Raw genomic sequence first — 16,434 nt, 5'->3', positions numbered from 1 at the left:
GGCGCGAGTGTAGATCCGCGCGCGGAAAAAATCAACGCCCGGCATGGCTACCGCTGGCGCCTTGCTCTAAGGCTTCGAGTATCGAGCAGTAAACGCTACTGTGCGCCGTGCCGCAGCAGGCATCATTCAGCCGCTGTAAAGAACGCCGCATCGTTTCAAGTTCTTTGATACGCGCTTCGACTTCACTCAGGCGGGCCTGGACGATCCCTTTAGACTCCTGACAAGTATGATGTTCTGGATCGATGCGAATCGATAATAATTCGCGGATCGACTCCAGAGTGAAGCCTAATTGCCTGGCATAACGGATAAAGCGCAGCCGCTGCAGATCGTTATCCGAATAGAGGCGAAAACCGCCTTCAGTACGAATATCATGATCCATCATTTGCTGCTTTTCGTAATAGCGGATGGTATCCGGGGTGACATCAGCCAATTTGGCCAGTTCGCCAATCCGATACATAGCTACTCCTCGTTAATTTTGTGCCACAGTCTGTCGGCATAATCACCGCGTAGAAAATCGGTATTCATACCCGCCTGACGTAATTTCAGTTCAAACAGAGTCAAGCGACGATTTAATTCGGTATACCGCGGATCATCATGCTCTACGGTCTTGAGTAAGTCGCTCAACGCCATGGCATCTCTACGTAACTCAAGCTCCGGTGGCAAACAGCCGGCATTTTTTAATAAGCGATAACCGGCGCGCAGTTCAGGGGGCACGTGTGAATCATCATCCAGCGCCAGCGGTTCGCCGCTGCCGGTCAGATTATCAAACTCGCCTTTAGAGTGTGCGTCGAGGATGTGGCGTTCTGCCCACTGGTCCAGTAACCACATTATACGGCTCCCAGGGATGAACAAAAAGAGTACAGATAGTGTAGTGAAGTGGGATTGCAGTAGATATAAAAAAACCCGCCGGGGCGGGTTTTTTTACGTTACTACAGATTACTCTGCAGCAGCTTCTGCTTTCAGCTCAGCACGATCAACCAGCTCGATGTATGCCATCGGCGCGTTGTCGCCTGCACGGAAGCCACACTTCAGAATGCGAGTGTAACCACCGGCGCGGCTCGCGAAACGCGGGCCCAGCTCGTTAAACAGTTTTGCCACGATCTCGTTATCACGAGTGCGGGCGAATGCCAGACGACGATTAGCAACGCTATCAGTCTTGGCAAGAGTAATCAGCGGCTCAACTACGCGACGCAGTTCTTTCGCTTTCGGCAGGGTCGTCTTGATGATCTCATGACGAACCAGCGAACCTGCCATGTTACGGAACATAGCCTGGCGATGGCTGCTGTTGCGGTTCAGTTGACGACCACTCTTACGATGGCGCATGACCTTATCCTTCTCAGTAAAACCTTAACCTGTGATCCGGTTACTCGTCAGCAATGCTTGCCGGCGGCCAGTTTTCCAGGCGCATGCCCAGAGACAGACCACGTGAAGCCAGCACGTCTTTAATCTCGGTAAGAGATTTTTTACCCAGGTTCGGCGTTTTCAGCAACTCAACCTCGGTACGCTGTACCAGATCACCGATATAGTGGATAGCTTCTGCCTTGAGGCAGTTAGCAGAGCGGACAGTCAATTCCAGATCGTCAACAGGGCGCAGCAGGATCGGATCGAACTCTGGTTTCTCTTCTTTCACTTCCGGCTGACGTACATCACGTAAGTCAACGAAAGCTTCCAGTTGTTCAGCCAGAATGGTTGCCGCACGACGAATCGCCTCTTCAGGATCGATTGTGCCGTTGGTTTCCATTTCGATGACCAGCTTGTCCAGGTCGGTACGCTGCTCAACACGCGCGGCTTCAACATTGTAGGCAATACGCTCTACAGGGCTGTAGCAGGCGTCGACCAGCAGACGGCCGATTGGGCGCTCATCTTCTTCCGAATGAATTCGGGCAGAAGCCGGCACATAACCGCGACCGCGCTGAACTTTGATGCGCATGCTAATAGATGCGTTCTCATCGGTCAGGTGGCAGATCACGTGCTGCGGCTTGACGATTTCGACATCACCGTCGTGGGTAATGTCGGCTGCAGTCACAGGGCCAATGCCAGATTTATTCAAAGTAAGGATGACTTCATCTTTACCCTGAACTCTCACCGCCAGCCCTTTCAGGTTGAGCAGGATTTCAAGGATGTCTTCCTGAACGCCTTCTTTGGTGCTGTACTCGTGCAGTACACCATCAATCTCAACCTCGGTCACCGCGCAACCCGGCATCGATGAGAGCAGAATACGGCGCAGTGCGTTACCCAGAGTATGGCCGAAGCCACGCTCTAAAGGCTCAAGGGTCACCTTGGCGTGCGTCGAACTCACTTGCTCGATATCGACCAGGCGCGGTTTTAGAAACTCTGTCACAGAACCCTGCATTGTGTCCTCTCTTTGGTACTAAGCTTTACTTGGAGTAAAGCTCGACGATCAGGTGTTCGTTAATGTCCGCAGACAGATCAGAACGCTCCGGCTGACGCTTGAACGTACCTTCCATCTTGCCAGCATCAACTTCCAGCCAGGTTGGCTTTTCACGCTGCTCAGCCAGCTCCAGAGCGGCTTTCACGCGAGATTGCTTTTTCGCTTTCTCACGGATGCTAACAACGTCATTCGCTTTTACCTGATAAGAAGCGATGTTAACAACACGACCGTTTACCATGATAGCCTTGTGGCTAACCAGCTGGCGTGCTTCAGCACGAGTGGCGCCGAAGCCCATACGGTATACAACGTTGTCCAGACGACCTTCCAGCAGAGCCAACAGGTTTTCACCGGTGTTGCCTTTCAGACGTGCTGCTTCTTTATAGTAGTTACGGAACTGACGCTCCAGCACACCGTACATACGGCGAACTTTTTGCTTTTCACGCAACTGCACACCATAGTCAGACAGACGCGGCTTACGCGCACCGTGCTGGCCAGGAGCTTGTTCAATTTTACACTTGGTATCGATCGCGCGAACGCCAGACTTAAGGAATAAGTCAGTGCCCTCACGACGGCTCAGCTTGAGCTTAGGACCCAAATATCTTGCCATTTTCTTTCTCCAACAATCCTAGAAACGAGGCGTTATACGCGACGTTTTTTCGGCGGACGACAACCGTTATGAGGGATCGGAGTCACATCAGTAATATTAGTGATGCGGAAACCAGCGGCGTTCAGTGCACGAATAGTAGATTCGCGACCTGGACCCGGACCTTTAACCATAACTTCCAGATTCTTGATGCCGTATTCTTTTACGGCTTCTGCGCAACGCTCTGCTGCAACCTGAGCTGCAAACGGAGTGGATTTGCGAGAACCACGGAAACCGGAACCACCGGCTGTTGCCCAACCCAGCGCGTTACCCTGACGATCAGTGATGGTAACGATGGTGTTGTTAAAAGAAGCATGGATATGAGCCACGCCATCAGAGACTTGTTTTCTTACACGCTTACGTGCACGAACTGGTGCCTTTGCCATTATTCAATCACCCCGATTATTTCTTGATCGGTTTACGCGGACCCTTACGGGTACGTGCGTTGGTCTTAGTACGCTGACCGCGAACCGGAAGACCACGACGATGGCGTAAACCACGGTAGCAACCAAGGTCCATCAGACGCTTGATGCTCAGGGTGATTTCACGGCGCAGATCACCTTCAACGACAAATTTACCTACTGCTTCACGCAGAGAATCAATCTGTTCTTCAGACAGCTCACTGATCTTAACATTTTCAGCGATACCCGTTTCAGCGCAGATGGCTTTAGAGCGGGTCTTGCCGATACCAAAAATTGCAGTTAAAGCAATTACGGTATGTTTCTGATCAGGAATGTTAATGCCTGCTATACGGGCCACTATGCACTCCTACTATTTAATATGTACGTACCATGCTGAAAAGCCCGTTTTCAGGATACTCAAATGGAAACGTACAGACATACAAAAGATTGGCTGGCTAATCTAGCCAGCTCAACCCAACTTTGCAAGAAAAATATGCGAATAAATCAGCCTTGGCGCTGTTTATGCTTTGGCTCGGCACTGCAAATCACACGGATGACACCATCACGCTTAACGATTTTGCAGTTACGGCATAATTTCTTGACGGAAGCACGAACTTTCATTTTTACTCTCCGTAACTTCTCGGGCGACCAGTTAGCGGCCGTAGCCTTTCAGGTTCGCCTTCTTCAATGCAGACTCATACTGACTAGACATCATCAGAGTTTGCACTTGAGCCATAAAGTCCATAATCACGACGACAACAATAAGCAGCGAGGTTCCACCGAAGTAGAACGGCACTTTCATTGCATCACGCATGAACTCCGGGATCAGGCAGATAAAAGTGATATACAACGCACCGACCAGAGTCAGGCGGGTCATTACTTTATCGATATACTTCGCCGTTTGTTCTCCCGGACGAATTCCTGGTACAAATGCACCGGACTTCTTCAGGTTATCTGCTGTTTCACGCGGGTTGAAAACCAACGCCGTGTAGAAGAAACAGAAGAAGATGATTGCAGACGCATAGAGTAACACATAAAGCGGTTGCCCAGGCTGCAAATACAGCGAAATTGTTGTCAGCCAGTTCCAACCAGTACCGCCCCCGAACCATGACGTGATGGTCGCCGGGAACAGAATAATACTGGAAGCGAAGATTGCCGGGATTACCCCCGCCATATTCACTTTCAGCGGTAAATGTGTGCTCTGTGCAGCATAGACACGACGACCCTGTTGACGCTTAGCGTAGTTTACCACAATGCGGCGTTGACCACGTTCAACGAATACAACGAAGAAGGTCACTGCAAATACTAATACTGCAACCAACAGCAACAGGAGGAAGTGCAGGTCGCCTTGACGCGCTTGCTCGATAGTATGGGCGATGGCCGGCGGGAGTCCCGCAACGATCCCGGCGAAGATCAGGATCGAGATACCGTTTCCGATACCGCGTTCGGTGATCTGTTCGCCGAGCCACATCAGGAACATAGTCCCTGTGACCAGACTAACAACAGCGGTGAAATAGAATGCAAAGCCCGGATTAATCACCAGGCCCTGCATACCAGGCATATTCGGCAGACCGGTAGCAATACCGATCGACTGGAATATAGCCAGCACCAGAGTACCGTAGCGGGTGTACTGGCTGATCTTACGACGACCAGACTCCCCTTCTTTCTTCAGTTCTGCCAGCGGTTGATAAACAACGGTCAGCAGCTGGACAATGATCGACGCCGAAATATACGGCATGATCCCCAGAGCAAAGATAGAAGCACGGCTGAGAGCACCACCAGAGAACATGTTAAACATTTCAATGATGGTGCCTCGCTGTTGCTCAAGCAGTTTGGCAAGTACAGTGGCATCAATACCAGGGATCGGAATAAAAGAGCCAATACGGAACACAATCAGCGCACCGATAACAAACAAAAGTCTGCGTTTCAGTTCGCCAATTCCACCTTTGGCACTTTGAAAATCTAATCCCGGTTGTTTAGCCATCTGCTACTTATTCCTCAATTTTACCGCCAGCAGCTTCGATAGCAGCACGAGCGCCTTTAGTCACGCGCAGGCCACGAACAGTTACCGGACGAGTTACCTCACCAGACAGGATCACTTTCGCGAACTCGATCTGGATACCGATAATGTTAGCCGCTTTCAGCGTGTTCAGGTCTACCACATCGCCTTCTACGTGAGCCAGATCAGACAGACGAACTTCTGCAGTGATCATTGCTTTACGAGAAGTGAAGCCGAATTTCGGCAGACGACGGTACAGTGGCATCTGACCACCCTCGAAACCGCGACGTACGCCACCGCCAGAACGAGAGTTCTGACCTTTGTGACCACGACCACCGGTTTTACCGAGGCCAGAACCGATACCACGACCCAGGCGTTTACCCGCCTTTTTGGAGCCTTCGGCCGGAGACAGAGTATTTAAACGCATCTCTTACTCCTCAACTTTAACCATGAAGGAAACCGCGTTGACCATACCACGAACAGCAGGAGTATCCTCGCGCTCTACGGTGTGACCAATACGACGCAGACCCAGGCCAAGCAGCGTTGCCTTGTGTTTCGGCAAACGACCGATTGCACTGCGGGTTTGAGTAATTTTAATAGTCTTTGCCATGGTTTATTTCCCCAGAATTTCTTCAACGGATTTACCACGCTTGGCAGCGACCATATCTGGAGACTTCATATTTTCCAGGCCATCAATAGTTGCACGAACCACGTTGATCGGGTTGGTGGAACCATATGCTTTAGCCAGAACGTTACGAACCCCAGCGACTTCCAGAACGGCGCGCATTGCACCACCGGCGATGATACCGGTACCTTCGGAAGCCGGCTGCATGAATACACGAGAACCCGTGTGAGTACCCTTAACCGGGTGCTGCAGGGTGCCAGTATTCAGCGCGACGTTAATCATATTGCGACGGGCTTTTTCCATCGCTTTCTGGATCGCTGCTGGAACTTCACGCGCTTTACCGTAACCAAAACCTACGCGACCGTTACCGTCACCAACTACAGTCAGAGCTGTGAAGGAGAAAATACGACCACCTTTAACGGTTTTAGATACGCGGTTTACCGCGATCAGCTTTTCCTGCAGTTCGCCAGCTTGTTTTTCGATGTGAGCCATCTTACACCTCTACCTTAGAACTGAAGGCCAGCTTCACGGGCAGCATCTGCCAGTGCCTGGACACGACCATGATATTGGAACCCGGAACGGTCAAAGGAAACATCTTTGATGCCTTTTTCCAGAGCGCGTTCAGCAACAGCTTTACCCACAGCTGCAGCCGCGTCTTTGTTACCGGTGTACTTCAGTTGTTCAGAGATAGCTTTTTCTACAGTAGAAGCAGCTACCAGAACTTCAGAACCATTCGGAGCAATTACCTGTGCGTAAATATGACGCGGGGTACGATGTACCACCAGGCGAGTTGCACCCAGCTCCTGGAGCTTGCGGCGTGCGCGGGTCGCACGACGGATACGAGCAGATTTCTTATCCATAGTGTTACCTTACTTCTTCTTAGCCTCTTTGGTACGCACGACTTCGTCGGCGTAACGAACACCCTTGCCTTTGTAAGGCTCAGGACGACGGTAGGCGCGCAGATCTGCTGCAACCTGACCGATCACCTGCTTATCAGCGCCTTTCAGCACGATTTCAGTTTGAGTCGGACATTCTGCAGTGATACCGGCCGGCAGTTTATGCTCAACAGGATGAGAGAAACCTAAAGCCAGGTTTACTACATCCCCTTTGACCGCTGCACGATAGCCTACACCAACCAGCTGAAGCTTTTTAGTGAAGCCTTCGGTAACACCGATAACCATTGAGTTCAGCAGGGCACGCGCGGTACCAGCCTGAGCCCATCCGTCTACGTAACCATCACGCGGACCGAAGGTCAGTGCATTATCTGCATGTTTAACTTCAACAGCATCGTTGAGAGTACGAGTCAGCTCGCCATTTTTACCTTTGATCGTAATAACCTGACCGTTGACTTTAACGTCAACGCCGGCAGGAACAACGACCGGTGCTTTAGCAACACGAGACATTTTTTCCTCCGATTAGGCTACGTAGCAGATAATTTCGCCACCAAGACCAGCTTGGCGCGCTGCACGATCAGTCATAACACCTTTAGAGGTAGAAACAACTGCGATACCCAGACCCGCCATAACTTTCGGCAGCTCATCTTTACGTTTGTAGATGCGCAGACCTGGGCGGCTGACACGCTGAATGCTTTCTACAACAGCTTTACCCTGGAAATACTTAAGAGTCAGTTCCAGTTCCGGCTTGATGTCGCCTTCAACTTTAAAATCTTCAATAAAGCCTTCTTCCTTCAGCACGTTGGCAATTGCCACTTTCAGCTTGGAGGAAGGCATGGTGACCGCAGCTTTATTCGCGGCCTGACCGTTACGGATACGGGTCAGCATATCCGCGATCGGATCTTGCATGCTCATCTGTCTTTACTCCCGTGATTCAATTGGTGACAATTACCAGCTAGCCTTTTTCAGACCCGGGATTTCACCGCGCATAGCGGCTTCACGGACCTTGATACGGCTCAACCCGAACTTCCGCAGGAAACCATGCGGACGACCTGTTTGACGGCAGCGATTACGCTGACGAGACGGGCTGGAATCACGCGGCAGAGTCTGCAGCTTGAGAACAGCGTTCCAACGATCTTCGTCGGTTGCGTTCACATCAGAGATGATAGCTTTCAGTTCAGCGCGTTTAGCGAAGAATTTATCAGCTAAAGCCACGCGCTTTACTTCGCGTGCTTTCATTGATTGCTTAGCCATTAAGTAACCCTACCTTACTTGCGGAACGGGAAGTCAAAGGCAGCCAGCAGAGCGCGGCCTTCTTCATCAGATTTCGCAGTAGTGGTAATGGTAATATCCAAACCACGAACGCGGTCGACTTTATCGTAGTCGATTTCTGGGAAGATGATCTGCTCACGGACACCCATGCTGTAGTTACCACGACCGTCGAAAGACTTAGCGGACAAGCCACGGAAGTCACGGATACGCGGTACAGCAATAGTGATCAGGCGCTCAAAGAACTCCCACATGCGCTCGCCGCGCAGAGTTACTTTACAGCCGATCGGATAGCCCTGACGGATTTTGAAGCCTGCAACTGATTTGCGTGCTTTGGTGATCAGCGGTTTTTGACCGGAGATTGCTGTCAGGTCAGCTGCTGCGTTATCCAGCAGTTTCTTGTCAGCGATCGCTTCACCAACACCCATGTTCAGGGTGATCTTCTCGACCCGAGGGACTTGCATGACAGAATTGTAGTTAAACTCAGTCATGAGTTTAGCGACTACTTCGTCTTTGTAGTAATCATGCAGTTTCGCCATCGTACTACTCCAAATTACTTGATAGTTTCGCTATTAGATTTGAAGAAACGGACTTTTTTGCCGTCTTCGAATCTAAAGCCTACACGGTCAGCCTTGCCGGTTGCCGCGTTGAAGATAGCAAGGTTAGAGACTTGAATAGCTGCTTCTTTCTCTACGATGCCGCCTGGTTGGTTCAGGGCCGGAACCGGCTTCTGATGTTTCTTAACCAGGTTGATACCTTCAACAATGACCTTGCCGGAAGACAGGACATTTTTAACTTTACCGCGTTTACCTTTATCTTTACCGGTTAACACGATAACTTCGTCATCACGACGGATTTTCGCTGCCATGATTCGCTCCTTAGAGTACTTCTGGTGCCAGAGAGATAATTTTCATGAACTTCTCGTTACGAAGTTCACGAGTTACCGGCCCAAAAATACGCGTACCGATAGGTTGCTCGCTGTTATTGTTTAAAATAACGCATGCATTACCATCGAAGCGAATGACAGAACCGTCCGGGCGACGAACACCCTTCTTGGTGCGCACCACTACCGCCTTCAGCACATCACCTTTCTTGACCTTACCACGCGGAATTGCTTCTTTGATGGTGATCTTGATGATGTCGCCTACGCCTGCGTAGCGACGGTGCGAGCCACCCAGAACCTTGATACACATTACGCGACGTGCACCGGAGTTGTCGGCGACGTTCAGCATAGTCTGTTCTTGGATCATTTTAGTGCTCCGCTAATGTCAACTACTACTGGGACCCAAAAGCTGGGTCGTTAAAAGCCCCATATCGAGGGCGCGGCATTATAACACCGCTTCTGCAATATGGGTAGAAAAAATAAACGGCCCATCGCTGAGCCGTTTATTCGTATTGAGAATGCGTACTCTATTACAGAACCGCTTTCTCTACAACGCGAACCAGCGTCCAGGACTTAGTCTTGGACAGTGGACGGCATTCACGGATTTCAACCTTGTCGCCGATACCACATTCGTTGTTCTCGTCATGTACGTGCAGTTTGGTCGTACGTTTGATGAATTTACCGTAGATCGGGTGTTTCACAAAACGTTCGATAGCAACAACAATGGATTTCTCCATTTTGTCGCTAACTACGCGACCTTGCAGAGTACGGATTTTATCGGTCATTACGCACCCGCCTTCTGAGTCAGTAAAGTCTTAACGCGTGCAACATCACGACGCACTTGCTTCAGCAGATGAGTCTGTTGCAGCTGGCCACTTGCAGCCTGCATACGCAGGTTGAACTGCTCACGCAGCAGGTTCAGCAGCTCAGCGTTCAGCTCTTCAACGCTTTTTTCACGCAGCTCTTTTGCTTTCATTACATCACCGTCTTAGTTACAAAGGTGGTTTTGATCGGCAGTTTCGCTGCTGCCAGGCCGAATGCTTCACGGGCCAGCTCTTCCGGTACGCCGTCCATTTCATAAAGGACTTTACCCGGCTGAATCAAGGCAACCCAGTACTCCACGTTACCTTTACCTTTACCCATACGAACTTCCAGCGGCTTCTCGGTGATCGGTTTGTCCGGGAATACACGGATCCAGATCTTACCTTGACGCTTAACTGCACGGGTCATAGCACGACGTGCTGCTTCGATCTGACGTGCAGTCAGACGACCACGGCCAACAGCTTTCAGACCGAAAGTGCCGAAGCTAACATCCGTACCCTGCGCCAGACCACGGTTGCGGCCTTTGTGCACTTTACGGAATTTTGTACGCTTTGGTTGTAACATCAGCGACGCTCCTTATTTACGGCCTTTACGCTGCTGCTTTTTAGGTTGAGCAGCCGGTTCCGGTTGTTCAACAGCAGCCATACCACCCAGGATCTCACCTTTGAAGATCCATACCTTAACGCCGATTACACCGTAAGTGGTGTGCGCTTCAGAGGTGTTGTAGTCGATGTCAGCACGCAGAGTGTGCAGCGGTACGCGACCTTCACGGTACCATTCGGTACGTGCGATTTCCGCGCCGCCCAGACGGCCGCTAACTTCAACTTTGATACCTTTAGCGCCCAGACGCATTGCGTTCTGTACAGCACGCTTCATAGCACGACGGAACATAACGCGACGTTCCAGCTGAGAAGTGATGCTGTCAGCAACCAATTTAGCGTCCAGTTCAGGCTTACGAACTTCGGCAATATTGATCTGTGCAGGAACGCCAGCGATATCCGCTACGACCTTGCGCAGTTTTTCTACGTCTTCGCCTTTCTTACCGATAACGATACCCGGGCGAGCAGTGTGAATGGTCACACGGATGCTCTTAGCCGGACGCTCGATAACGATGCGAGATACAGACGCTTTAGCCAGCTCTTTAGTTAAGAACTGACGTACTTTAAAATCGCTGTCCAGGTTGTCAGCGAATTCTTTGGTGTTCGCGAACCAGGTAGAGTTCCATGGTTTGACAATACCCAGGCGAATACCATTAGGATGTACTTTCTGACCCATTGCTAGTCTCCAGAGTCTCAGCGATCGGACACAACCACAGTGATGTGGCTGGTGCGCTTCAGGATGCGATCTGCACGACCTTTAGCACGCGGCATAATGCGCTTCATGCTCGGGCCTTCGTCTACGAAAATTTTCGCAACTTTCAGATCATCAATGTCAGCGCCATCGTTGTGTTCAGCGTTAGCAATGGCAGATTCCAGTACCTTCTTGACCAGTACAGCAGCTTTTTTGTTGGTGTAGGTCAGAATATCCAGGGCCTGCGACACTTTCTTACCGCGAATCAGGTCAGCTACAAGGCGAACCTTCTGAGCAGAAGAACGAGCATGGCGATGTTGAGCTAAAGTTTCCATCTCTTCCTCCTACCTTATTTCTTCTTCGCTTTTTTATCAGCAGCGTGGCCGCGATAAGTACGAGTCGGTGCGAATTCACCCAGTTTGTGACCAACCATTTCGTCGGAAACAAAGACTGGAACGTGCTGACGACCATTATGGACAGCGATGGTCAAACCGATCATGTTAGGAAAGATCGTTGAACGACGGGACCAAGTGCGCAGGGGCTTCTTGTCTCCGCTTTCCACCGCTTTCTCTACCTTCTTCAGCAAGTGCAGGTCAATAAAAGGACCTTTCTTGAGAGAACGTGGCATGGCTTATCCTCTAAAATTATTTGCTACGGCGACGTACGATGAATTTATCAGTACGCTTGTTGCTGCGGGTCTTCTTACCTTTGGTCTGCAGGCCCCACGGGGATACCGGGTGCTTACCAAAGTTACGACCTTCACCACCACCATGTGGGTGATCGACTGGGTTCATCGCAGTACCGCGAACGGTAGGACGAACACCACGCCAGCGTGCAGCACCTGCTTTACCCAGAACGCGCAGCATATGCTCAGCATTGCCAACTTCGCCCAGAGTAGCGCGGCAGTCTGCTTCGACTTTACGCATTTCACCAGAACGCAGACGCAGGGTGACATAAGCACCGTCACGAGCAACGATCTGAACGTAAGTACCAGCGGAACGAGCCAGCTGACCGCCTTTACCTGGTTTCATTTCTACGTTATGAACGGTAGAACCAACCGGGATATTGCGCATCGGCAGGGTGTTGCCTGCTTTGATTGCAGCATCAACGCCAGACTGAATCTGGTCGCCAGCTTTCAGGCCTTTCGGGGCCAGAATGTAACGGCGCTCACCGTCTTTGTACAGAACCAGCGCGATGTTCGCGGAACGGTTCGGATCGTACTCAAGACGTTCAACAACTGCCGGGATACCATCTTTGTTGCGTTTGAAGTCAACAATACGGTAAGCCTGCTTGTGACCACCACCGATATGACGAGTGGTGATACGGCCATTGTTGTTACGACCGCCGGATTTGCTGTTTTTTTCAACCAGCGGAGCAAAAGGTTTGCCCTTGTGCAGCTCTGGGTTGACCACTTTAACAACGTGGCGACGACCCGGAGATGTCGGTTTACATTTAACAACTGCCATTGTATTACTCCTCCGACTTACTCAGCGCCGCCGACGAAGTCCAGATTCTGGCCTTCCTTCAGGGTGACGTAAGCTTTTTTCCAGTCGCTACGACGACCGATACGCTGTCCGTGACGTTTAACTTTCCCTTTAACTACCAGGGTGTTAACGACTTCGACTTCGACTTCAAACAGTTTCTGCACAGCAGCTTTAATTTCTGCTTTGGTCGCGTCTTTAGCAACTTTGAGAACGATGGTGTTGGTTTTTTCCATCGCAGTAGACGCTTTTTCAGAAACGTGCGGTGCGCGCAGCACCTTCAGCAGACGTTCTTCACGAATCATGCCAGCATCTCCTCAACTTGCTTAACAGCATCAGCAGTCATTACGACTTTGTCGAAGGCGATCAGGCTAACCGGGTCGATACCAGTCGCATCGCGTACGTCAACCTTGTGCAGGTTACGTGCGGCCAGGAACAGGTTCTCGTCCAGCTCACCGGTGATGATCAGCACATCTTCCAGAGCCATGTCTTTCAGTTTCTGAGCCAGCAGCTTAGTTTTAGGCGCTTCTACAGAGAACTTCTCGACAACGATCAGACGATCCTGACGTACCAGTTCGGACAGAATGCTTTTCAGCGCGCCGCGGTACATCTTCTTGTTAACTTTTTGACTGTGGTCCTGCGGACGAGCAGCGAAGGTTACGCCACCGGAACGCCAGATCGGGCTCTTGATAGAACCTGAACGCGCACGGCCGGTACCTTTCTGGCGCCATGGCTTTTTGCCTGAACCAGTTACTTCAGCACGAGTCTTCTGAGCACGAGTACCCTGACGCGCACCAGCTGCATAAGCAACAACAACCTGGTGAACCAGCGCTTCGTTGAAATCACGACCGAAGGTAGTTTCGGAAACAGTCAGCGCGCTCTGCGCGTCTTTCAATACTAATTCCATTGCTATCCCCTTACGCCTTCACAGCTGGTTTAACGATCAGGTCGCAGCCGGTTGCACCCGGAACACCACCTTTAACCAGCAGCAGGTTGCGCTCAGCGTCAACACGTACTACGTCCAGGCTCTGAACAGTAACGCGTTCGTTGCCCAGCTGACCTGCCATTTTCTTGCCTTTGAACACTTTGCCCGGAGTCTGGTTCTGACCGATAGAACCCGGAACGCGGTGAGACAAGGAGTTACCGTGGGTAGCGTCCTGGGTACGGAAGTTCCAGCGCTTAACGGTACCAGCGAAACCTTTACCTTTAGAGGTACCGGTTACGTCAACTTTTTTAACGTCAGCAAACAGTTCAACGCTAATGTTCTGACCAACGGTGTATTCTTCACCATCTGCCAGACGGAACTCCCACAGGCCGCGGCCAGCTTCTACGCCAGCTTTAGCAAAGTGACCAGCTTCCGGCTTAGTTACACGGTTAGCTTTTTTAGCACCAGTGGTAACCTGAATAGCGCGATAGCCATCGTTAGCCAGATCTTTGACCTGAGTAACGCGGTTTGCTTCAACTTCGATAACGGTTACTGGGATAGAGACGCCATCTTCAGTGAAGATGCGGGTCATACCCACTTTTTTACCGACTAAACCAATCATTGTATCAACCTCTCAATCGCTCGATGACCTGATTAACCCAGGCTGATCTGCACGTCTACACCGGCAGCCAGGTCCAGACGCATCAGAGCATCAACGGTTTTTTCAGTTGGCTCAACGATGTCAACCAGACGCTTGTGAGTACGAATCTCGTACTGATCACGCGCATCTTTGTTGACGTGCGGAGAGATCAGAACGGTGAAACGCTCTTTGCGGGTCGGCAGCGGGATCGGACCACGGACTTGCGCACCAGTGCGCTTAGCAGTCTCGACGATTTCCGCGGTTGATTGATCGATCAGACGATGATCAAACGCTTTAAGGCGGATACGGATTCTTTGGTTCTGCATGAGACCAGAGCTCCAATTATTTTATAGACGAAATGATTACTCCTCATACCCATTACGATTGATGGGAGAGTGTAACCGTTCTTACAGAGTTCCCCGATTGGGAACATTGTTAGGTAGCAAACTGCGCTACCAGGGCTCATATCGAACCGGCCGTCAATTTTGACAGGCCCGCGCATTATACGCAAATTCAGGCGCGACGCAAGTGCTGATTAGAAAATCATCACCACAATTTGCGCGTCTTCTCGCCCAGGCGCTCGGCAATGCAATAACACGATAAATAAGTCAGGAAGCAGCCATCCATCTTGCACAAATGCGCTTTGCGCTAACGCGCGACGATAAGCAAAGTGAGCGCATTATCTCCGAACAGGAGTGTTCCATGCTTACCGTCCTCCCCTTCTTAGTTTGTTATTGTGGATTAACCCTGGCGTTATGCCGGCAGGACCTGCTTCGCGGTCTTCTTCCTGACAGCCTCACCTGTCCCCTGCTGTGGAGCGGTTTTGTTTTTTACCTGTGTCTGGCGCCGCAGCGGCTAGAGGATGCCGTCTGGGGGGCAATTGCAGGCTATCTCATTTTTGCCCTGCTCTACTGGCTATATAGGGTGTTTCGCGGCTATGAGGGATTAGGATACGGCGACATTAAATATCTTGCCGCCCTCGGCGCCTGGCACGGCTGGCAGAGGTTGCCGCAACTGGTGTTGGCCGCATCGCTGCTTGCCGGGATGGCATGGGTGATATTGGCGTTGTTCAGGAGGAGTAAGCAACAACGATGGGGTTTGAACAACCCGCTGCCGTTTGGGCCATTTCTGACTGCAGCGGGTTTTTGGTGCGGGTGGCAGACGTTCGCTAGTCTGACACTTTGATCTGCGATTGAAGGTAATTTTGCAGACCGATTTTGCCGATCAGATCTAACTCGGTTTCCAGCCAGTCAATATGGCCTTCCTCATCGGCAAGGATTTCAATCATCATATCGCGACTGACATAATCATGAACGCTGTCGGCATAGGCGATTGCCTCACGCAGGTTTTGCGCGCCTTCGAGCTCCAGCCGTAAGTCAGACTGCAGCATCTCTTCGACATCCTCACCGATGCCAAGTTTGCCAAGATCCTGCAGGTTAGGCAGCCCTTCAAGAAACAAAATACGCTCGATGTACTTATCGGCGTGTTTCATCTCATCGATAGATTCATGATATTCAATATCGTTGAGGCGCATCAGGCCCCAGTTCTTGAACATTCTTGCATGAAGAAAATACTGGTTAATAGCAACCAGTTCGTTTCCCAATAATTTATTGAGATAACTTATGATTTTGACATCACCTTTCATTATAAAGTCCCTCCGCTTCCACTTATTGAAGCGTAGTCCGGGCTATAAGGATGTCAAAAAGAGAAGAGTCGCGATCAGGCGATTTCTTTGAATTCCGGCATGCTGGTTAATTCATCTTCCATCACTTCACGTGCCGCGCGGACGCACTTACCGCATTGATTTCCAACGGGAATAAACTTGCGTAATTGTTGAAAAGATTGCGGTTGAAATTGACGCACAACCTGACGGATTTTTTTATCGCTTACGCCATTGCACAAACAAACGTACATATAAACTCCCGTTCAATTTATGCACAAAGTTTAAATGAGAATAGTTATGATTACAATAGACTGTTTATTAATTATCCCTGGCGGCGCACTTTATGAATATTTATACCATCGCGGCTTATCACCAAATCATAGACAGCAAAAAGGGCGCCGAAGCGCCCTTTTTAATTCAAAGCTAACGAATTAGCCCAGAACTTTAGCTACAACGCCCGCGCCAACGGTACGGCCGCCTTCACGGATTGCGAAACGCAGACCATCGT

At 50.6% G+C, this 16,434-nt stretch carries 34 protein-coding genes; 1 reads left to right on the top strand and 33 read right to left on the bottom strand.

Annotated features, from left to right (window positions below; all coding sequences use genetic code 11):
* Nucleotides 1–31: 31 nt before the first annotated feature.
* The 30 genes from zntR to rpsJ form a co-directional block, all read right to left on the bottom strand.
* A complete protein-coding gene (gene zntR, locus ABLU78_RS03195) occupies nt 32–457 on the bottom strand; it encodes a Zn(2+)-responsive transcriptional regulator (protein ID WP_015369432.1) in 426 nt (141 codons plus the stop codon).
* 2 nt (nt 458–459) lie between these two features.
* Entirely contained in the window at nt 460–828 is a 369-nt protein-coding gene (locus tag ABLU78_RS03190) for a DUF1992 domain-containing protein (RefSeq protein WP_048230012.1), read from the bottom strand.
* Nucleotides 829–936: 108 nt separating this feature from the next.
* Complete coding sequence (gene rplQ, locus ABLU78_RS03185) at nt 937–1,323, bottom strand: 50S ribosomal protein L17 (protein WP_004868344.1); 387 nt, start codon at nt 1,321–1,323, stop codon at nt 937–939.
* 40 nt (nt 1,324–1,363) lie between these two features.
* Complete coding sequence (gene rpoA, locus ABLU78_RS03180; RefSeq protein WP_002438685.1) at nt 1,364–2,353, bottom strand: DNA-directed RNA polymerase subunit alpha; 990 nt, start codon at nt 2,351–2,353, stop codon at nt 1,364–1,366.
* A gap of 25 nt (nt 2,354–2,378) precedes the next feature.
* On the bottom strand, nt 2,379–2,999 hold the full coding sequence (rpsD, locus tag ABLU78_RS03175; RefSeq protein ID WP_002919224.1) for a 30S ribosomal protein S4: 621 nt from the start codon (nt 2,997–2,999) through the stop codon (nt 2,379–2,381).
* Between the two features lie 32 nt (nt 3,000–3,031).
* Entirely contained in the window at nt 3,032–3,421 is a 390-nt protein-coding gene (rpsK, locus tag ABLU78_RS03170; protein ID WP_004388621.1) for a 30S ribosomal protein S11, read from the bottom strand.
* 16 nt (nt 3,422–3,437) lie between these two features.
* Nucleotides 3,438–3,794, bottom strand: a complete 357-nt coding sequence (rpsM, locus tag ABLU78_RS03165; protein ID WP_015369429.1) for a 30S ribosomal protein S13 — start codon at nt 3,792–3,794, stop codon at nt 3,438–3,440.
* Nucleotides 3,795–3,940: 146 nt separating this feature from the next.
* Nucleotides 3,941–4,057, bottom strand: a complete 117-nt coding sequence (gene rpmJ, locus ABLU78_RS03160) for a 50S ribosomal protein L36 (RefSeq protein WP_000868187.1) — start codon at nt 4,055–4,057, stop codon at nt 3,941–3,943.
* A gap of 31 nt (nt 4,058–4,088) precedes the next feature.
* Nucleotides 4,089–5,420 carry a preprotein translocase subunit SecY gene (gene secY, locus ABLU78_RS03155; protein ID WP_015703640.1) on the bottom strand — a complete coding sequence of 444 codons (1,332 nt, stop codon included), beginning with the start codon at nt 5,418–5,420 and terminating at the stop codon, nt 4,089–4,091.
* A gap of 7 nt (nt 5,421–5,427) precedes the next feature.
* Nucleotides 5,428–5,862 (bottom strand): 50S ribosomal protein L15, encoded by a 435-nt coding sequence (rplO, locus tag ABLU78_RS03150; RefSeq protein WP_015369426.1) that lies wholly within the window; start codon nt 5,860–5,862, stop codon nt 5,428–5,430.
* A gap of 3 nt (nt 5,863–5,865) precedes the next feature.
* Nucleotides 5,866–6,045 carry a 50S ribosomal protein L30 gene (gene rpmD, locus ABLU78_RS03145; RefSeq protein ID WP_001140434.1) on the bottom strand — a complete coding sequence of 60 codons (180 nt, stop codon included), beginning with the start codon at nt 6,043–6,045 and terminating at the stop codon, nt 5,866–5,868.
* A gap of 3 nt (nt 6,046–6,048) precedes the next feature.
* Nucleotides 6,049–6,552, bottom strand: a complete 504-nt coding sequence (gene rpsE / locus ABLU78_RS03140; RefSeq protein WP_015703641.1) for a 30S ribosomal protein S5 — start codon at nt 6,550–6,552, stop codon at nt 6,049–6,051.
* 14 nt (nt 6,553–6,566) lie between these two features.
* On the bottom strand, nt 6,567–6,920 hold the full coding sequence (gene rplR / locus ABLU78_RS03135) for a 50S ribosomal protein L18 (protein WP_006817270.1): 354 nt from the start codon (nt 6,918–6,920) through the stop codon (nt 6,567–6,569).
* Between the two features lie 9 nt (nt 6,921–6,929).
* Nucleotides 6,930–7,463 (bottom strand): 50S ribosomal protein L6, encoded by a 534-nt coding sequence (rplF, locus tag ABLU78_RS03130; RefSeq protein WP_008807049.1) that lies wholly within the window; start codon nt 7,461–7,463, stop codon nt 6,930–6,932.
* Between the two features lie 12 nt (nt 7,464–7,475).
* The gene (rpsH, locus tag ABLU78_RS03125) at nt 7,476–7,868 is read right to left on the bottom strand and encodes a 30S ribosomal protein S8 (protein ID WP_008807048.1); all 393 of its coding nucleotides are present in this window, start codon (nt 7,866–7,868) and stop codon (nt 7,476–7,478) included.
* 33 nt (nt 7,869–7,901) lie between these two features.
* Complete coding sequence (gene rpsN / locus ABLU78_RS03120) at nt 7,902–8,207, bottom strand: 30S ribosomal protein S14 (RefSeq protein ID WP_002919667.1); 306 nt, start codon at nt 8,205–8,207, stop codon at nt 7,902–7,904.
* A gap of 14 nt (nt 8,208–8,221) precedes the next feature.
* Complete coding sequence (gene rplE / locus ABLU78_RS03115) at nt 8,222–8,761, bottom strand: 50S ribosomal protein L5 (protein WP_003031123.1); 540 nt, start codon at nt 8,759–8,761, stop codon at nt 8,222–8,224.
* Nucleotides 8,762–8,775: 14 nt separating this feature from the next.
* Nucleotides 8,776–9,090: a 50S ribosomal protein L24 gene (gene rplX, locus ABLU78_RS03110; protein WP_015369424.1), complete on the bottom strand. Its 315-nt coding sequence runs from the start codon at nt 9,088–9,090 to the stop codon at nt 8,776–8,778.
* A 10-nt stretch (nt 9,091–9,100) separates the two neighbouring features.
* Nucleotides 9,101–9,472, bottom strand: a complete 372-nt coding sequence (rplN, locus tag ABLU78_RS03105; protein ID WP_000613954.1) for a 50S ribosomal protein L14 — start codon at nt 9,470–9,472, stop codon at nt 9,101–9,103.
* Nucleotides 9,473–9,635: 163 nt separating this feature from the next.
* Nucleotides 9,636–9,890 (bottom strand): 30S ribosomal protein S17, encoded by a 255-nt coding sequence (rpsQ, locus tag ABLU78_RS03100; protein WP_002438707.1) that lies wholly within the window; start codon nt 9,888–9,890, stop codon nt 9,636–9,638.
* Complete coding sequence (gene rpmC, locus ABLU78_RS03095) at nt 9,890–10,081, bottom strand: 50S ribosomal protein L29 (RefSeq protein ID WP_002919754.1); 192 nt, start codon at nt 10,079–10,081, stop codon at nt 9,890–9,892. The genes rpsQ and rpmC overlap by 1 nt, the downstream gene beginning before the upstream one ends.
* Nucleotides 10,081–10,491, bottom strand: coding sequence for a 50S ribosomal protein L16 (rplP, locus tag ABLU78_RS03090; RefSeq protein WP_002919759.1), 411 nt, complete (start codon nt 10,489–10,491; stop codon nt 10,081–10,083). Before rplP ends, rpmC begins: the two co-directional genes overlap by 1 nt.
* Before the next feature lie 12 nt (nt 10,492–10,503).
* Entirely contained in the window at nt 10,504–11,202 is a 699-nt protein-coding gene (rpsC, locus tag ABLU78_RS03085) for a 30S ribosomal protein S3 (protein ID WP_002919766.1), read from the bottom strand.
* Nucleotides 11,203–11,219: 17 nt separating this feature from the next.
* The gene (rplV, locus tag ABLU78_RS03080) at nt 11,220–11,552 is read right to left on the bottom strand and encodes a 50S ribosomal protein L22 (RefSeq protein ID WP_002919773.1); all 333 of its coding nucleotides are present in this window, start codon (nt 11,550–11,552) and stop codon (nt 11,220–11,222) included.
* A gap of 14 nt (nt 11,553–11,566) precedes the next feature.
* The gene (gene rpsS, locus ABLU78_RS03075) at nt 11,567–11,845 is read right to left on the bottom strand and encodes a 30S ribosomal protein S19 (protein ID WP_001138115.1); all 279 of its coding nucleotides are present in this window, start codon (nt 11,843–11,845) and stop codon (nt 11,567–11,569) included.
* A 16-nt stretch (nt 11,846–11,861) separates the two neighbouring features.
* A complete protein-coding gene (gene rplB / locus ABLU78_RS03070) occupies nt 11,862–12,683 on the bottom strand; it encodes a 50S ribosomal protein L2 (RefSeq protein ID WP_015369423.1) in 822 nt (273 codons plus the stop codon).
* Between the two features lie 17 nt (nt 12,684–12,700).
* Nucleotides 12,701–13,003 (bottom strand): 50S ribosomal protein L23, encoded by a 303-nt coding sequence (gene rplW / locus ABLU78_RS03065; RefSeq protein ID WP_000617546.1) that lies wholly within the window; start codon nt 13,001–13,003, stop codon nt 12,701–12,703.
* On the bottom strand, nt 13,000–13,605 hold the full coding sequence (gene rplD, locus ABLU78_RS03060; RefSeq protein ID WP_000424395.1) for a 50S ribosomal protein L4: 606 nt from the start codon (nt 13,603–13,605) through the stop codon (nt 13,000–13,002). Before rplD ends, rplW begins: the two co-directional genes overlap by 4 nt.
* A 10-nt stretch (nt 13,606–13,615) precedes the next feature.
* Nucleotides 13,616–14,245 (bottom strand): 50S ribosomal protein L3, encoded by a 630-nt coding sequence (rplC, locus tag ABLU78_RS03055; protein ID WP_015369422.1) that lies wholly within the window; start codon nt 14,243–14,245, stop codon nt 13,616–13,618.
* A 32-nt stretch (nt 14,246–14,277) separates the two neighbouring features.
* Nucleotides 14,278–14,589 carry a 30S ribosomal protein S10 gene (rpsJ, locus tag ABLU78_RS03050; RefSeq protein WP_001181005.1) on the bottom strand — a complete coding sequence of 104 codons (312 nt, stop codon included), beginning with the start codon at nt 14,587–14,589 and terminating at the stop codon, nt 14,278–14,280.
* Between the two features lie 376 nt (nt 14,590–14,965).
* On the opposite strand from rpsJ, the gene ABLU78_RS03045 reads away from it, so the two are divergent.
* Nucleotides 14,966–15,448, top strand: coding sequence for an A24 family peptidase (locus ABLU78_RS03045; protein WP_015369421.1), 483 nt, complete (start codon nt 14,966–14,968; stop codon nt 15,446–15,448).
* Here ABLU78_RS03045 and bfr read toward each other — a convergent pair.
* The 3 genes from bfr to ABLU78_RS03030 form a co-directional block, all read right to left on the bottom strand.
* Nucleotides 15,432–15,908 (bottom strand): bacterioferritin, encoded by a 477-nt coding sequence (gene bfr / locus ABLU78_RS03040; protein WP_015369420.1) that lies wholly within the window; start codon nt 15,906–15,908, stop codon nt 15,432–15,434. The two genes, ABLU78_RS03045 and bfr, sit on opposite strands and share 17 nt — an antisense overlap.
* A gap of 74 nt (nt 15,909–15,982) precedes the next feature.
* Nucleotides 15,983–16,177: a bacterioferritin-associated ferredoxin gene (gene bfd, locus ABLU78_RS03035; protein WP_015369419.1), complete on the bottom strand. Its 195-nt coding sequence runs from the start codon at nt 16,175–16,177 to the stop codon at nt 15,983–15,985.
* A gap of 180 nt (nt 16,178–16,357) precedes the next feature.
* A partial coding sequence (locus ABLU78_RS03030) for an elongation factor Tu (protein WP_072077167.1) occupies nt 16,358–16,434 on the bottom strand: 77 nt, incomplete at its 5' end.

Origin of the sequence: Klebsiella sp. JN_Kp122 (assembly GCF_040062085.1) — a bacterium.
Lineage (GTDB): Bacteria > Pseudomonadota > Gammaproteobacteria > Enterobacterales > Enterobacteriaceae > Klebsiella > Klebsiella aerogenes.
This window is presented reverse-complemented; position numbering and strand designations above follow the sequence as displayed.

Coding starts and splice junctions, on each gene's coding strand:
- zntR (WP_015369432.1), bottom strand. CDS start 457: ATGTATCGGATTGGCGAACTGGCCAAATTGGCTGATGTCACCCCGGAT.
- ABLU78_RS03190 (WP_048230012.1), bottom strand. CDS start 828: ATGTGGTTACTGGACCAGTGGGCAGAACGCCACATCCTCGACGCACAC.
- rplQ (WP_004868344.1), bottom strand. CDS start 1,323: ATGCGCCATCGTAAGAGTGGTCGTCAACTGAACCGCAACAGCAGCCAT.
- rpoA (WP_002438685.1), bottom strand. CDS start 2,353: ATGCAGGGTTCTGTGACAGAGTTTCTAAAACCGCGCCTGGTCGATATC.
- rpsD (WP_002919224.1), bottom strand. CDS start 2,999: ATGGCAAGATATTTGGGTCCTAAGCTCAAGCTGAGCCGTCGTGAGGGC.
- rpsK (WP_004388621.1), bottom strand. CDS start 3,421: ATGGCAAAGGCACCAGTTCGTGCACGTAAGCGTGTAAGAAAACAAGTC.
- rpmJ (WP_000868187.1), bottom strand. CDS start 4,057: ATGAAAGTTCGTGCTTCCGTCAAGAAATTATGCCGTAACTGCAAAATC.
- secY (WP_015703640.1), bottom strand. CDS start 5,420: ATGGCTAAACAACCGGGATTAGATTTTCAAAGTGCCAAAGGTGGAATT.
- rplO (WP_015369426.1), bottom strand. CDS start 5,862: ATGCGTTTAAATACTCTGTCTCCGGCCGAAGGCTCCAAAAAGGCGGGT.
- rpmD (WP_001140434.1), bottom strand. CDS start 6,045: ATGGCAAAGACTATTAAAATTACTCAAACCCGCAGTGCAATCGGTCGT.
- rpsE (WP_015703641.1), bottom strand. CDS start 6,552: ATGGCTCACATCGAAAAACAAGCTGGCGAACTGCAGGAAAAGCTGATC.
- rplR (WP_006817270.1), bottom strand. CDS start 6,920: ATGGATAAGAAATCTGCTCGTATCCGTCGTGCGACCCGCGCACGCCGC.
- rplF (WP_008807049.1), bottom strand. CDS start 7,463: ATGTCTCGTGTTGCTAAAGCACCGGTCGTTGTTCCTGCCGGCGTTGAC.
- rpsH (WP_008807048.1), bottom strand. CDS start 7,868: ATGAGCATGCAAGATCCGATCGCGGATATGCTGACCCGTATCCGTAAC.
- rpsN (WP_002919667.1), bottom strand. CDS start 8,207: ATGGCTAAGCAATCAATGAAAGCACGCGAAGTAAAGCGCGTGGCTTTA.
- rplE (WP_003031123.1), bottom strand. CDS start 8,761: ATGGCGAAACTGCATGATTACTACAAAGACGAAGTAGTCGCTAAACTC.
- rplX (WP_015369424.1), bottom strand. CDS start 9,090: ATGGCAGCGAAAATCCGTCGTGATGACGAAGTTATCGTGTTAACCGGT.
- rplN (WP_000613954.1), bottom strand. CDS start 9,472: ATGATCCAAGAACAGACTATGCTGAACGTCGCCGACAACTCCGGTGCA.
- rpsQ (WP_002438707.1), bottom strand. CDS start 9,890: ATGACCGATAAAATCCGTACTCTGCAAGGTCGCGTAGTTAGCGACAAA.
- rpmC (WP_002919754.1), bottom strand. CDS start 10,081: ATGAAAGCAAAAGAGCTGCGTGAAAAAAGCGTTGAAGAGCTGAACGCT.
- rplP (WP_002919759.1), bottom strand. CDS start 10,491: ATGTTACAACCAAAGCGTACAAAATTCCGTAAAGTGCACAAAGGCCGC.
- rpsC (WP_002919766.1), bottom strand. CDS start 11,202: ATGGGTCAGAAAGTACATCCTAATGGTATTCGCCTGGGTATTGTCAAA.
- rplV (WP_002919773.1), bottom strand. CDS start 11,552: ATGGAAACTTTAGCTCAACATCGCCATGCTCGTTCTTCTGCTCAGAAG.
- rpsS (WP_001138115.1), bottom strand. CDS start 11,845: ATGCCACGTTCTCTCAAGAAAGGTCCTTTTATTGACCTGCACTTGCTG.
- rplB (WP_015369423.1), bottom strand. CDS start 12,683: ATGGCAGTTGTTAAATGTAAACCGACATCTCCGGGTCGTCGCCACGTT.
- rplW (WP_000617546.1), bottom strand. CDS start 13,003: ATGATTCGTGAAGAACGTCTGCTGAAGGTGCTGCGCGCACCGCACGTT.
- rplD (WP_000424395.1), bottom strand. CDS start 13,605: ATGGAATTAGTATTGAAAGACGCGCAGAGCGCGCTGACTGTTTCCGAA.
- rplC (WP_015369422.1), bottom strand. CDS start 14,245: ATGATTGGTTTAGTCGGTAAAAAAGTGGGTATGACCCGCATCTTCACT.
- rpsJ (WP_001181005.1), bottom strand. CDS start 14,589: ATGCAGAACCAAAGAATCCGTATCCGCCTTAAAGCGTTTGATCATCGT.
- ABLU78_RS03045 (WP_015369421.1), top strand. CDS start 14,966: ATGCTTACCGTCCTCCCCTTCTTAGTTTGTTATTGTGGATTAACCCTG.
- bfr (WP_015369420.1), bottom strand. CDS start 15,908: ATGAAAGGTGATGTCAAAATCATAAGTTATCTCAATAAATTATTGGGA.
- bfd (WP_015369419.1), bottom strand. CDS start 16,177: ATGTACGTTTGTTTGTGCAATGGCGTAAGCGATAAAAAAATCCGTCAG.